At 67.6% G+C, this 13,671-nt stretch carries 14 protein-coding genes; 8 read left to right on the plus strand and 6 right to left on the minus strand.

Features of this window, described 5'->3' with window-relative positions:
* Positions 1-14: 14 nt before the first annotated feature.
* From ccmE to RT513_RS08405, 4 genes are all read right to left on the minus strand, one after another.
* Positions 15-461 carry a cytochrome c maturation protein CcmE gene (gene ccmE / locus RT513_RS08390; RefSeq protein ID WP_088214767.1) on the minus strand — a complete coding sequence of 149 codons (447 nt, stop codon included), beginning with the start codon at positions 459-461 and terminating at the stop codon, positions 15-17.
* A 9-nt stretch (positions 462-470) separates the two neighbouring features.
* Positions 471-1,499 (minus strand): N-acetyl-gamma-glutamyl-phosphate reductase, encoded by a 1,029-nt coding sequence (argC, locus tag RT513_RS08395; protein ID WP_290685235.1) that lies wholly within the window; start codon positions 1,497-1,499, stop codon positions 471-473.
* A gap of 92 nt (positions 1,500-1,591) precedes the next feature.
* A complete protein-coding gene (locus RT513_RS08400; protein ID WP_290685237.1) occupies positions 1,592-2,218 on the minus strand; it encodes a hypothetical protein in 627 nt (208 codons plus the stop codon).
* Between the two features lie 104 nt (positions 2,219-2,322).
* Positions 2,323-3,135, minus strand: coding sequence for a glutamate racemase (locus tag RT513_RS08405; protein WP_290685239.1), 813 nt, complete (start codon positions 3,133-3,135; stop codon positions 2,323-2,325).
* Positions 3,136-3,387: 252 nt separating this feature from the next.
* Between RT513_RS08405 and RT513_RS08410 the strand changes: the two genes are divergently transcribed.
* Positions 3,388-4,296: a LysR family transcriptional regulator gene (locus tag RT513_RS08410; protein WP_035744132.1), complete on the plus strand. Its 909-nt coding sequence runs from the start codon at positions 3,388-3,390 to the stop codon at positions 4,294-4,296.
* A gap of 27 nt (positions 4,297-4,323) precedes the next feature.
* On the opposite strand, the gene RT513_RS08415 is transcribed toward RT513_RS08410, so the two are convergent.
* On the minus strand, positions 4,324-4,617 hold the full coding sequence (locus RT513_RS08415) for a hypothetical protein (RefSeq protein ID WP_290685243.1): 294 nt from the start codon (positions 4,615-4,617) through the stop codon (positions 4,324-4,326).
* Positions 4,618-4,644: 27 nt separating this feature from the next.
* On the opposite strand from RT513_RS08415, the gene purL reads away from it, so the two are divergent.
* The 4 genes from purL (at position 4,645) to RT513_RS08435 (ending at position 8,248) form a co-directional block, all read left to right on the plus strand.
* The gene (gene purL / locus RT513_RS08420; protein WP_290685245.1) at positions 4,645-6,807 is read left to right on the plus strand and encodes a phosphoribosylformylglycinamidine synthase subunit PurL; all 2,163 of its coding nucleotides are present in this window, start codon (positions 4,645-4,647) and stop codon (positions 6,805-6,807) included.
* Positions 6,808-6,938: 131 nt separating this feature from the next.
* Positions 6,939-7,181, plus strand: a complete 243-nt coding sequence (locus RT513_RS08425) for a BolA/IbaG family iron-sulfur metabolism protein (RefSeq protein WP_088214761.1) — start codon at positions 6,939-6,941, stop codon at positions 7,179-7,181.
* A gap of 45 nt (positions 7,182-7,226) precedes the next feature.
* Entirely contained in the window at positions 7,227-7,604 is a 378-nt protein-coding gene (grxD, locus tag RT513_RS08430) for a Grx4 family monothiol glutaredoxin (RefSeq protein WP_088214760.1), read from the plus strand.
* Complete coding sequence (locus RT513_RS08435) at positions 7,601-8,248, plus strand: bifunctional 4-hydroxy-2-oxoglutarate aldolase/2-dehydro-3-deoxy-phosphogluconate aldolase (protein ID WP_290685249.1); 648 nt, start codon at positions 7,601-7,603, stop codon at positions 8,246-8,248. Before grxD ends, RT513_RS08435 begins: the two co-directional genes overlap by 4 nt.
* A 502-nt stretch (positions 8,249-8,750) precedes the next feature.
* Here the strand turns inward: RT513_RS08435 and RT513_RS08440 are convergent.
* Complete coding sequence (locus tag RT513_RS08440) at positions 8,751-9,977, minus strand: UbiH/UbiF/VisC/COQ6 family ubiquinone biosynthesis hydroxylase (protein ID WP_088214758.1); 1,227 nt, start codon at positions 9,975-9,977, stop codon at positions 8,751-8,753.
* Between the two features lie 127 nt (positions 9,978-10,104).
* On the opposite strand from RT513_RS08440, the gene RT513_RS08445 reads away from it, so the two are divergent.
* The 3 genes from RT513_RS08445 to RT513_RS08455 form a co-directional block, all read left to right on the plus strand.
* On the plus strand, positions 10,105-11,442 hold the full coding sequence (locus tag RT513_RS08445) for an amidase (RefSeq protein WP_290685252.1): 1,338 nt from the start codon (positions 10,105-10,107) through the stop codon (positions 11,440-11,442).
* A gap of 130 nt (positions 11,443-11,572) precedes the next feature.
* Positions 11,573-12,754, plus strand: coding sequence for an aminotransferase class I/II-fold pyridoxal phosphate-dependent enzyme (locus RT513_RS08450; protein ID WP_290685254.1), 1,182 nt, complete (start codon positions 11,573-11,575; stop codon positions 12,752-12,754).
* Positions 12,755-12,777: 23 nt separating this feature from the next.
* The coding region (locus RT513_RS08455; protein ID WP_313533879.1) for a DNA translocase FtsK 4TM domain-containing protein at positions 12,778-13,671 on the plus strand (894 nt) is incomplete at its 3' end.

Genomic DNA, 13,671 nt, shown 5'->3' on the forward strand with positions numbered 1-13,671 from the left:
GACCCTCCGATGGGTCAGCTCGCGCCCGGATCCTTGTAAACGCCCTGTTCCTTGAGCGCGTCCACGACCTCTTTCGGCATATAGGTCTCATCGTGCTTGGCGAGGATTTCGCTCGCCTCGAAGACACCGCCGACAAGCCTGCCCATGCCGACCATGCCCTCATCCTCGCCGAACAGGTCTGGAAGGACGCCGGTGAATGTCACGGGCACCGAAGCGCCGCCATCCGTGACGCGGAAGCTCACCGTCGTGCCCTCCCCCCGGATGAGGCTGCCCTTTTCCACCAGACCACCGATGCGGAACACCTCGCTGGGGCCGGGCGGCGCCTCCACCACCTGACTGGGCGAGCGGAAGAAGTTGATCCCGTCACGCATCGCGTAACCGATCATGGCGGTGGAGAGCGCCAGCGCCACCACCGCTACGAGGATCACCTGAATCCTGCGCTTTTTCTTCAGCCCCCTCATCCGGCCCCCTTACGGGAAGACGGGAGCCAGTGTCAGCCCCGCCGTCTCCTCCACTCCCAGCATCAGGTTCGCATTCTGGATCGCCTGACCAGACGACCCCTTGGCAAGGTTGTCAAGCGCCGCGACGACCATGGCGCGGCCGGGAATGCGGTCGCCGATGACGCCGATATGGACATAGTTGCTGCCGCGCACATGCCGGGTGGAGGGCAAGGAACCGAAGGGCAGCACGTGCAGGAACGGCTCCGCCGCATAACGCTCCGCCAGCGCCCGGTGCACCGCCTGCGGATCGCCCTTCACATAGACATTGGCGAGGATGCCGCGGTTCATCGGCAGCAGATGCGGCGTGAACTGCACCCGGACCGGGCGGCCCGCGGCCTTGGAGAATTCCTGATCGAACTCGCCCAGATGGCGATGTGTGCCACCCGCGGAATAGGGATGCGCGCCTTCGGACAATTCCGCGTGAAGGTTCGGCTCCTTCAGGCTGCGCCCGGCGCCGGAGACGCCTGCCTTCAGGTCGATCAGGATATCGTCAAAGTCGATCACCCCGGCCTCGATCAGCGGGCGGAGGGCATACTGGCCGGTCGCGGCGTTGCAGCCGGTGCCTGCGACGAGACGCGCCCCCCGGATGTCGTCACGGTAGAATTCGGTGAGGCCATAGACGGCCTCCTTCTGAAGCTCCACGGCGGCATGCGGCTTGCCATACCATTTCTCGTATTCCGCCGGATCGCGAAGCCGGAAATCGGCGGAAAGATCGACGATCTTCAGATCGCGCGGAAGCGCGCTGATGACGGCCTGCGACGTGGCATGGGGCAGCGCACAGAAGCACAGGTCCACCGTCGCGAAATCCACATCCTCGATCTTCTCCAGATCGGGGAGGTTCATGTGGCGCAGGAAGGGAAACACGTCGCCCATGGACATGCCGGCCTTTCGGTCGCCGGTGAGCGCGGCGATACGCAGCTCGGGATGCGTGGCGATCAGGCGGACAAGTTCCGCTCCGGTGTAGCCGGACGCACCAAGGATGGCGACGGAAAGGGTCATCGGACGGGTTCCCTCTTGCATGGACGATCGGGGCCGGACACTCTCGACCGGCCCCTTCAGCGGCCCCCTTTTCGACCGCGCCACCCCCAAGGTCAAGAAGCCGCTGCGTCGCGCCTCCGGCGAAGCGCAAAAAGGCCGCCCGCGCCTAGCACGGAGCCGAGCAGCGCGAGGCCTGCCGGAAGCGGAACGGCGGCGGGAACCTCCGCCTGAACGCGACCCGTCGTGGGGGCCATCAGCCCGTTGATCGCATAGTCCATCGCGCCGTGGGTGTTGTAGAGCGCGAGGTAGAGCGTGCCCTCGAACGCCTCGTCCAGCGAGAGCTGGAGGAGGCGGTCCGCCTGCTGGTTCCAGTCTATCTGGACGGTGCCGAGCGTCGCCCCGGACCAGCCCCATGGAAACCCCGTCAGCGAGTACATCAGCGTGGACCCGGCGGAGTAGGAATAGCCCATGCGCGACCCGGCCGAAAAGCTGATCGTCAGCTCACGCGGGCCAGCGGGCAGATCGAAGCGGAACATGTCGTAGCCGTCGCCCGTCGTGCCCGTGACCCCGGACACGCCCGAGATGATGCTGGGGCTTGACCAGTCGTGGCTGAACATCCCGACATCGGCTTCGCTCAAGGTCGCGGCTGCGGCCGGACAGGCCAGAAATCCCCCCGCCGCGGCGAGGCAGAAAAGGCGGTGGACCGCCCTTGAGGTGAAACGCCCTGAGGTGAAACGCATCGTCGATCCCCTGTGATGGAAGCCAGGAAGATCGTCCCGGCCACGCGAAGGCGCAAGGGGCGGGGCATGGAATATCTATTCGATATTAATGGGTTAACGACCCGTTACGCGGCCTCGAACTCAAGACGGCGTCGGAGGAACTGGGTGGCCTTGTGGGAGACGGCGACGGGATCGCCCGTGGTCAGGAAGCGCGATATCCCGCCCCTGCCCCGCATGTCGGCATGGCGGGAGAGATAATCGGCGAGACTTTCCGCCACGATGTCGGCCTGTGAATAGACCTTCACTTCCGGCCCCAGCGCCTCGCGGAACACGCGCTCCAGAAGCGGATAGTGGGTGCAGCCGAGGATGGCGGCCTGCGGGCGCGGCATGCGGCGTTTGAGTGCCTCCACATGGGAATGGACGAGCGCCTCCGCCAGCATCTCGTCCCCCTGCTCGATCGCGTCCACGACACCCGCGCAGGGCTGGGCTTCCACATCCACGCCGATGGCGCGAAAGGCCAGTTCGCGCTGAAACGCGCGGGAGGAGACTGTGGCAGGCGTGGCGAACAGCGCGACGTGCTGCACGGCCACCTCCCTCGGGGGGGAGTTGTCGCCCCATTGCCGCTCCGTCAGCGCCTCGATCAGCGGCACGAAGACGCCCAGCACCCGCTTGTCGGCAGGCATCCATGTCTCCTGCATCCGGCGGAGCGCGGCGGCGGACGCGGTGTTGCAGGCGAGAATCACCAGATCGCAGCCCTCCTCCCACAGCCGCTCCACGGACCGGCAGGTCAGGTTGAAGATGTCGTCCGGCGTCCGCACGCCGTAGGGCGCATGGGCATTGTCACCCAGATAGACGAAAGGAACATCCGGCAGGCGGCGGGCCACGGCGTCGAGCACGGTCAGGCCGCCAAGCCCCGAATCAAACACTCCGACCGCCATTCCCACACCTCCGACTCGCAGACCCACTGCTTAAGCGGATGGGTGGGGAAAATCCATCGGCGCCATTTCGCTGCGATGCAGCATCGCTGTCCGCCACAATGCGCCGAAAATGCGGGCATATACGCCGCAGAGCGGCAGATGAACGCTCCGCCGCGCCACTTTGGCGGCGAAAGACGCTGCGACGCGGCTTGCACCTGTTGCATGGCTGGCATTCGATTTTATATGGGACCTGTCAGAACGAGGGCGTGAAAAATGGACTGGGACAAGCTGCGCATCTTCCACGCGGTGGCCGATGCGGGAAGCCTTACCCATGCGGGCGAGACGTTGCACTTGAGCCAGTCTGCGGTGAGCCGTCAGATCCGCGCGCTGGAGGAGAGCCTCAACGCCACCCTGTTCCACCGCCATGCGCGCGGCCTGATCCTCACCGAACAGGGGGAACTGCTGTTCGAGGCCACCGATGCGATGGTCAAGCGGCTGGACGCCGCCGCCGCCCGGATCCGGGATTCCTCGGACGAGGTATATGGCGAGCTGCGGGTGACGACCACGACCGGGTTCGGCACCATCTGGCTCGCGCCGCGGCTGGCCGCGCTCTATGACAAGTATCCCGACCTGAAGATCGACCTTATCCTCGAGGAGCGCGTTCTGGACCTGCCGATGCGGGAGGCCGACGTGGCCATCCGCCTGAAGGAGCCGACGCAGGCCGACCTCATCCGCAAGCGGCTGATGAGCGTGAACATCCGCCTTTACGCCAGCCCGGAATATCTGGAGAAGCACGGCACGCCCACGCAGCTATCGGAGCTGAAGGAGCATCGGCTCATCTGCCAGAGCGCGTCCACCCCGCAGGTCACGGCGGGCAAGAACCTCATCCAGATGCTCACCACCTATGAGCCCGGCGCGACGCTGCACGTGAACAACTACTTCGGGGTGCTTCAGGCGGTGCGCAACAACCTCGGCATCGGGGTGCTGCCGCATTACGTGGTCGAATCGGACCCTTCGCTCGTGCGGGTGCTGCCCGATGTGGACAGCGGCGAGGTGCCGGTCTTTCTCGCCTATCCCGAGGAGCTTCGCCATTCCAAGCGGGTCGCCGCGTTCCGGGATTTCGTGCTGGAGGAGATTTTCCAGCATCGCAAGAAGCTTCAGGAAGAGGAAATCGATGCCTGAAGATGCCTGCCATACCCATGACACATGTCAGGGTTGCAGGATGCGCAGGGCTCCCGGCCTTGATACCCCGGCGTGCGGGGCATAGATGATCTCTCGAAGGCGCGGCAGTTTCTGCTGTTCCTTTACCTCCCTGTTGGACTTGGGCCGAGCTTTTGCTCGGCCTTTTTTTTGGTTTTCGCCCATCTTGCGCCGCAACGCCGAAGAATAGGGCAGCCGGACCTGCCCTTGCACGAAATCCCGCCGCTTCCTGCATGGCCGCCCCTGCATTCCCACCTTTCCGGCGGGGGTGTCATCGCTTAAGGAAGCGCCCATATCTTCCATCCCCGCCAAATCTCCCGGAGACCGCCAATGGACGAGCCCAAGATCACTCCCGACCTGATCGCCGCGCACGGGCTGAAGCCGGACGAATACGACAGCATCCTCGAGATCATCGGCCGCGCGCCGACCTTCACGGAGCTGGGCATCTTCTCCGCCATGTGGAACGAGCACTGCTCCTACAAGTCGTCGAAGAAATGGCTCCGCACGCTGCCGACCACCGGCCCGCAGGTGATCTGCGGCCCCGGAGAGAACGCAGGCGTGGTGGACATCGGCGATGGTCAGGCCGTGGTCTTCAAGATGGAGAGCCACAACCACCCGTCCTACATCGAGCCCTATCAGGGTGCGGCGACCGGCGTGGGCGGTATCCTGCGCGATGTCTTCACCATGGGCGCGCGCCCCATCGCGGCGATGAATGCGCTCTCCTTCGGCGAACCCTCGCATCCCAAGACCGCGCATCTGGTCAAGGGCGTGGTGGAGGGCGTCGGCGGCTACGGCAATGCCTTCGGCGTGCCGACGGTGGGAGGAGAGGTGCGGTTCCACCGCGCCTACAACGGCAACTGTCTGGTCAATGCCTTTGCCGCCGGGCTGGCCGATGCGGACAAGATCTTCTACTCCGCCGCCTCCGGCGTGGGGATGCCGGTCGTCTATCTGGGCGCGAAGACCGGGCGTGACGGGGTTGGCGGCGCCACCATGGCCAGCGCGGAATTCGACGACACGATCGAGGAAAAGCGCCCCACCGTGCAGGTCGGCGACCCCTTCACCGAAAAGCGCCTGCTGGAAGCCTGTCTCGAACTGATGAAGACCGGCGCCGTGATCTCCATTCAGGACATGGGCGCGGCGGGGCTGACCTGCTCGGCGGTGGAGATGGGCGACAAGGGGGGCCTCGGCATCCGGCTGACGCTGGACGCCGTGCCGCAGCGCGAAGCCAACATGACCGCCTACGAGATGATGCTGTCGGAATCTCAGGAGCGGATGCTCATGGTGCTGCTCCCCGAGAAGGAAGCGGAGGCGAAGGCGATCTTCGACAAATGGGATCTCGACTTCGCCATCGTGGGCGAGACGATCCCGGAGGACCGCTTCCTCATCCTGCACGGCAACGAGGTGAAGGCGGACCTGCCGCTCTCCAAACTCGCCTCCTCCGCGCCGGAATACGACCGTCCCTGGGTGGCGACGCCTGCCGCCGCGCCGCTGGGCGACTTGCCCGACATCGACCCCATCGAGGGGCTGAAGGCGCTCATCGGCTCGCCCAACCATGCCCGCAAGCAATGGGTATGGGAGCAGTATGACAGCATGGTCATGGCCGATACCGTCCGCTCCCCCGGTCTTGGCGCGGGCGTTGTGCGGGTGCATGGCACGCAGAAGGCGCTGGCCTTCACCTCCGACGTGACGCCGCGCTATGTGAAGGCGAACCCGGTGGAGGGTGGCCGGCAGGCGGTGGCGGAAGCCTGGCGGAACCTGACGGCGACCGGCGCCCTGCCGCTCGCCGCGACAGACAACCTGAACTTCGGCAACCCGGAGAAGCCGGAGATCATGGGCCAGTTCGTCGGCGCGATCCGCGGCATAGGCGAGGCCTGCCGCGCGCTCGACTTCCCCATCGTCTCGGGCAACGTGTCGCTTTACAACGAAACCGACGGCGCGGGGATCCTGCCGACGCCGACCATCGGCGCGGTCGGGCTGATCGACGATGTGGCAAACCTGATCGCGGGCCGCCCTGCCGAGGGCATGGTCGCCGTTCTGATCGGCGAGACAGCGGGGCATCTCGGCCAGTCCGCGCTGGCGGTGGAAGCCTTTGGCATAGAGGCCGGCGACGCGCCGCCGGTCGATCTCGTGGCGGAGCGGCGGAACGGTGATTTTCTCCGGGCGAACCGCGCGCTGGTGACGGCGGCCTCCGACCTGTCGGACGGTGGTCTGGCCCTCGCCGCCTTCGAGATGGCGGAGGGCGCCGGCGTGGGTCTGGCGCTGGAGACGGCGGAAATCCCGGCGCTGTTCGGCGAGGATCAGGCGCGCTACCTGCTCGCCTGCACCGATGAGGCTGCCGATGCGCTGCTTCACGCAGCAACGGCCGCAGGCGTTCCGGCCGAGCGGGTCGGCCGCTTCACGGGCAGCGAGTTCCGCATGGGCCATTCGTCAGCCCCGCTGGCGGAGCTTTCCGCCCTTTACCGCTCCGCTTTCGAAAAGGCCGTCGCTGCCTGAGGCTGCTGCCTGAAGCCATCGCCGAGGCCATCCGGCCCAGGCTATCTGCCCATCCCCGCTGGCCAAAGCTTGCAGGCCGGGGGTGGGCGGATTACATCTTGGAAAACGGAAACAGGACGACGAGCCCCTTCATGCCGATGGAAGCCCAGGATATCGAAAACCTGCTGCGGGAAACGTTCCCCGAAGCCAGGATCGCGATCACCGATCTCGCCGGGGACGGGAACCATTTCGCGGCGGAGGTGATCGACGAGAGCTTTCGCGGGCTGAACCGCGTCCAGCAGCAACGCGCGGTCTATGCTGCGCTGAAGGGCCGGATGGACGGGGCGCATGGCGAGCTTCACGCGCTGGCGCTGACGACCAAGGCACCGGACTGATCTTGCGGGCACAGGCCCGCCCAACCCCTAGCTATGAGGACCGAGATGAGCGACACAGCCTCCTCCCCCGTTCAGGACCAGATCCGCAATCTGGTCGACAGCCATGACGTCGTGCTCTTCATGAAGGGGACAAAGTCGATGCCGCAATGCGGGTTCTCCTCCCGCGTCGCGGGTGTGCTGAACTACATGGGCATCGACTATACCGACGTGAATGTGCTGGCCGAGGCGGACATCCGTCAGGGGATCAAGGATTTCTCCGACTGGCCGACCATCCCGCAGCTTTATGTGAAGGGTGAGTTCGTCGGCGGCTGCGATATCGTGACGGAGATGACCCTGTCGGGCGAGCTTGACCAGCTTCTCACCGCCAAGGGGGTTGCCTTCGATCAGGAGGCCGCCGACCGCATCCGCGAGGCCAACGGTTGAGCCTTTCGCCCGCCGAGGCCAGCCGCCGGACACTGGAAATCTGCCGGAGCGCGCCTGTCATCCCGGTCATCCTGATCGAGGATGCGGCCACCGCCGTTCCGATGGCGGAGGCACTGGTCGCAGGCGGCCTCCCGGTGCTGGAGGTGACGCTGCGCACCCCCGCGGCGCTGGATGCGATCCGCGCGATGGCGAAGGTGCAGGGCGGGATCGTCGGCGCGGGCACCCTGCTCCGCCGGGAGGATGTGTTGCGGGCCAAGGACGCGGGCGCGACCTTCGGGGTGTCTCCCGGCGCGACGGACAGCATCCTTGAGGCTTGCGAGGAAGCGGAACTGCCGCTCCTCCCCGGCGCCTCCACGGCGAGCGAGGTCATGGCCCTGCTGGAGCGCGGCTATACCACGATGAAGTTCTTCCCTGCGGAACCCGCCGGTGGCGTTCCCTTCCTCAAATCGCTCGCCTCGCCTCTGCCTGCCGCGCATTTCTGCCCGACGGGCGGCATCACCCCGGCCAACCTGCCCCGTTATCTCGAACTGCCGAACGTGGTCTGCTGCGGGGGAAGCTGGGTCGTTCCGGCCGACAAGGTGGCTGCTGGCGACTGGGCGGGGATAGAAGCTTTGGCGAGGGCCGCCGCGCATCCTTCGGTCTGACGCCGCTGCCGGAAGCGGGCCGGGCGACAGGGTCCGGCTACACCGGCGCGGCGCACTGTTCGGCCGCGGTGGATGCCACGCGCGATCTCCTTCCCCTCGACTGTTCCGCCACAGCAGATGGGACGGTCGCTCCCCGGACCCTCGCCTCGGCCGTTCGGTTACAGCGGAGGGCGCAGCCGAACCCCGGACGCCCTCCTTGCCCTCGACCGTTCCGCCACCACGGGACACCGCGGCCGCACCCCGGGACGCCCTCCTTTCCAGTCACAGTGGATGGCACGGTCGCGCCCCGAACGCTCTTCCTCGCCTCGACCGTTCCGCCACAGCGGACGGCGCGGTCGCCCCCCGGACCCTGGCCTCGGCCGTTCGGTTACAGCGGATGGCGCAGCCGAACTCCGGACGCTCTCTTTCCCCTCGGCCGTTCCGCCACAGCGGATGGCAAGGCCGCACCCCAGACGCTTCCTCCTCGACGCTTCCTCCTCTCGGATGAAGTATCAGACGGGCATCATGCCGGAAGGCCGCGAAGCAGGCGGGGCGTTTCGCCACCCAGACCTGCCGCTTCACGCATGAAGGCGCGGCGGAGGGGCGGGAGTGCCTGAACCATGCCCATTCCCGCCCCGCGCATGGCGGATAGCAGCGGATTTCCGTTTGAAAACAACCGGTTCATCCCATCCATGCCAAGCGCCAGCGCCGTTGCATCGAACCGCCGCCAGCGTTCATAGCGTCTGAGCACCGGGAGCGTGCCCGGATCCTCGCCCCGCCGATGCGCTTCCGCCAGCACCTCGGCCAGCGCCGCGACATCGCGCAGCCCGATGTTCAACCCCTGACCCGCCAGCGGATGCACCCCATGCGCCGCGTCCCCCGCGAGTGCGAGGCGGGGGCGGACGTAGTGATCGGCGAGCGAAAGGCTCAGCGGATAGGAGAATCGCCCGCCCGCGAGCGCGATCTCCCCGAGAAAGTCTCCGAAGGCCGGGCGCAGGACTTCAAGGAAGGCGGCATCGTCCCGCGCCTTCAGCGCCTCGGCCTCCCGCGTGGGCAGGCTCCAGACGATGGAGGACCGATGTCCGCCCGGCAGGGGCAGGATGGCAAGCGGCCCGCCCGGCATGAAGAACTGATGCGCGGCGCCCTGATGGGGATGGTCATGCGTCACGGCACAGACCAGCGCGGTCTGATCGTAGGACCAGCCGCTGCGGTGGATGCCCGCCCGCTCCGCCACACCGCTCCGCCGCCCGTCGCAACCCACGGCCAGCCGCGCGGTGATCGTGGTGCCGGTGGACAGGGTGAGCGTGACCCCCGCCGGGCCGACCTCCTGATCTGTCACGGCGGTGTCGCTGATCCGCCGAATCGCGGGAGTGTCGCCCAGAACGGTGGAAAGGGCGGCCGACAGGTGGCGATCCTCCACCATCCAGCCCATCGGCCCGTCATCCAGTTCCGCATGGTCGAAATGCAGGAAGAAGGGCGCAGCGCCCTCTCCCGCGCGGCCCTGACTGGCAACGACGTCGAGGATCGGCTGGCTCTCCGCCACCTGCTCCCACACGCCAAGCACGGTCAGCAGCTTCTGCGATGCCGCGGCGAGCGAATAGGCCCGCCCGTCGAACCCCGCCTGTCCCCGCGCGCCCGCGGGGCCCGCATCGATCAGCGTCACGGAAAAGCCCGCCCCGGAAAGCGCGAGGGCGAGGGCCGGCCCGTTGAGGCCGCCGCCCACGATGGCGATGTCGCTGTCGATCTGCATGGTCCGTCCTTTCGCCCCGCCGCACGCATCGGGACACGGGTGGGAAACTAACGTTCCGGGCGGGATTGTCCATGCGGCAAGGGAGGGCTAGCCTCCCGCCGATTCATGGAACGGCGGGGATTGAGGGATGAACGAGGACTGGCTCTGGATGACGGCTGCCGATCTGGGACGCGGGATCGACGGCGGGCAGATCGACCCGCGAGAGGTGACGCGCGCCTATCTTGACGCCATCGCCGCCCATCCCGAACGCGACCGGATCTATGCCCGCGTCACCCCGGACCGTGCCATGGCGGAGGCGGAGGCCGCCTATGTGCGCCAGAAGGCGGGCCAGCGGCGCGGGTTGCTGGACGGTGTTCCGGTGTCCTGGAAAGACCTGTTCGACACGGCGGGCGTGGCGACGGAGGCAGGGTCCGCCCTTCTTGCGGGCCGCGTGCCGGACCGGGATGCGGAGGTGCTGATCGACGCGACGGAGGCGGGGCTGGCGTGCCTTGGCAAGACGCATATGTCGGAACTGGCATTCTCCGGGCTGGGCCTCAACCCGGTGACGGCGACGCCGCCCAATGCGAACGATCCGAAGGCGGTGCCGGGCGGGTCTTCCTCCGGGGCGGCGGCCTCCGTGGCCTTCGGTCTCGCCCCCGCGGCCATCGGGTCGGATACGGGCGGTTCGGTGCGGCTTCCGGCGGCTTGGAACGATCTCGTCGGCCTCAAGACCACGCATGGGCGGCTGTCGCTGCAAGGGGCCGTGCCGCTCTGCGAGACGCTGGACACTGTGGGGCCGCTCACCCGCTCGGTGGAGGATGCGGGGCTGATCCTCGCGGCGCTGGAGGGGCGCAGGCCCGCCGATCTGCGGGGCGCCACGCTGGAGGGAACGCGGTTCCTCGTGCTGGAGACGCTGGCTCTGGATGACGTGCGCGAGGCGCCCATGCGCGGGTTCGAGCACGGGCTGAAGGTGCTGGAGGCCGCGGGGGCGCGGATCGAGCGCGGCCGGATCCCGGAGGTGGCGGAAGCGGCCGCGCTCTCCGGCATCCTGTTCGCGACCGAAGCCTATGCGATCTGGCGCGAAGCCATCGAGGCCGCGCCGGACAAGATGTTTTCCCGGATTCTCGACCGGTTCCGGGGCGGCGCGAAGACCAATGGCGCGGATTACGTGGCCGCCATGCGCCGGCAGACCGCGCTGCGGAAACGCTGGCGGGAGGTGACGGCGGGCTATGACGCCGTGCTGACGCCGACTTCGCCCATCCTGCCGCCCGAGGCGGATCGGCTGATGAGCGACAGCGATTATTACGTAACGGAGAACCTGCTCGCGCTCCGCAACACCCAAATCGGCAACCTGTTCGGGCTGTCCGCGCTCACGCTGCCGACGGGCGTGCCCTCTGCCGGGCTGCAACTGCTCGGCCAGCCGATGGGGGAGGAGCGGCTGCTCCGCCTCGGCATCGCGGCGGAGGCGGCGCTCGCCGGCGCGTGACGCTTTCCGACCCCATGTCACACCCTCCGCGACAAGCCGCGGAGGGTGATGCGTTTTTCTGGACCGCCGTCCCGCTCCCGGCTATTGTCATGGCGAACGGGGCGCCACGACCCCGAGACGAGGCAGCAGTATGAAGTTTCCCGAGCGGTTCGCGGCTTTGCCGGAGTACGCCTTCCCGCGCCTGCGCGCGCTTCTCGACCATCATGCGGCCGGGGGAGAACCCGTGTCCATGACGATCGGTGAACCCACGCACCCCTTCCCCGACTGGGTGGGAGAGGTGCTCACGGCCAATCTGGCGGGCTTCAACCGCTATCCGCCGAACGAGGGCACGCCGGAACTGCGTGCCGCGATCTCCGGCTGGCTGGAGCGGCGTTATGGTGCGGTGCTCGACCCCGCGACGCAGATCTGCAACGTCAACGGCTCGCGGGAGGCGCTGTTCAACGCCTGCCTGGCCGTTTCGCCGGAGCAGAAGGACGGGCGGAGGCCGCTGGTGCTGATGCCGAACCCGTTCTATCAGGTCTATGCCGTGGCCGCCGTCGCCTCCGAGGCCGATCCGGTCTTTGTCCCCGCGACCGCCGCGACCAGCTTCCTGCCCGACTATGCCGCCCTTCCGGCGGAGACGCTGGACAGGGTGACAGTCGCCTATCTCTGCTCACCCGCCAACCCGCAGGGCGCCGTCGCCTCGCTCGACTACTGGACGGAGCTGCTCGCGCTGGCCGAGAAGCACGATTTCAAGATCTTCGCCGACGAATGCTATTCCGAGATCTGGCGGACAGCGCCCCCGCCCGGCGCGCTGGAGGCACTGATGCGCACCGGGGCCGACCCGGAACGGCTGGTCGTGTTCAACTCCCTTTCCAAGCGGTCGAACCTGCCCGGAGCCCGCTCGGGCTTCGTCGCGGGGGGGCCCGAGACGATCGCGCGGATCAAGCAGCTCCGCAGCTACAACGGCGCGCCCGTGCCGCTGCCGATACAGGCCGTTTCGGCCCGTGCCTGGTCGGACGAGGTGCATGTGATCGCCAACCAGGCGCTTTACGCCGAGAAATACGCCCTCGCCGATGAGGTCTTTGCCGGGGCGCAGGGCTACCAGCCGCCAGAGGGCGGGTTCTTCCTGTGGCTCCCGGTGGATGATGGGGAGGCGGCGGCGCTGAAGCTCTGGACGCAGACGGGCGTCCGCGTGCTGCCGGGCGCCTATCTCAGCCGCGATACGGACGGCGGAAACCCCGGCAAGGGATACATCCGCGTGGCGCTGGTCGCGCCGAAGGACGAATTGCAGCGCGGCCTGATCCGGCTCCGCGACTGTCTCTACGGGTGAGGTGAGGGATGGCTTCCTATCAGATGAGACAACGCGACCCGCTGTTCGACTCCTCCACGCAGGCGGCGCTCGAACGGCGCGGCAAGGAGCTGATCGGCGTGCTGCTGGTCTTGGTCGGGGTGCTGATCGGCATGATGATCGGTTCCTACCATGCCGACGATCCGAGCTGGATGTCCGCCACCGACGAACCTGCGCAGAACCTGCTGGGCCGGACGGGGGCCTCCATCGCCTCGCCGCTGATCGTGATCGCAGGCTATGGGGCATGGGCGCTGTCCATCGCCTTCGTGGTCTGGGGTCTGCGGTTCATCACCCACCGGGGGGAGGATCGGGCGCTGAACCGTTCGGTCTTCGTGCCGATCTCGGCGGCGCTGGTGTCGGTCTATGCCTCTACGCTGGTGCCCTCGCACGACTGGGGCCATTCCTTCGGTCTGGGCGGGCTGTTCGGCGATACGATCCTTGGTGCGCTTCTGGGCGTGGCCCCGCTGAGCGCGGGCTTCGGGCTGAAGATGATGTCGCTGCTGAGCTTCATCGCCGCAGTGGCCTTCGGGCTTTACGTGCTGGGCTTCGACCGCGCGGAGCTGCGGGGGCTGTCGCGGTTTCTCGCCCGCGGGCTGGTCACCGGCTACGACCGGCTGATGAACGGGGCGGGCCGGAGCGCGAATGGGGCATTCCGTGTGGCGCAGTCCGCCGCCCAGTCCGCCGTGCAGACGGCCGCCGAGAAGCGACGGGAGAAGCGGGAGGCGGCGCTCGCCGCTCCGGCAGGCCGCGTGACACGGCAGGCGGAGCCGCAGGACGCCTGGTCCGCTCCCCAGCCGATGGTTGCCGCCGCCACGCTCCGAGCCGAGCCGCGCTATGAGGAGGAGCCCCCGCCACGAGAGCGGCCCGGCCTCCTCGCCCGCGCCTTCGTCAAGCGCGCG

The sequence above is a fragment of the Haematobacter sp. genome, assembly GCF_032102465.1.
Lineage (GTDB): Bacteria > Pseudomonadota > Alphaproteobacteria > Rhodobacterales > Rhodobacteraceae > Haematobacter.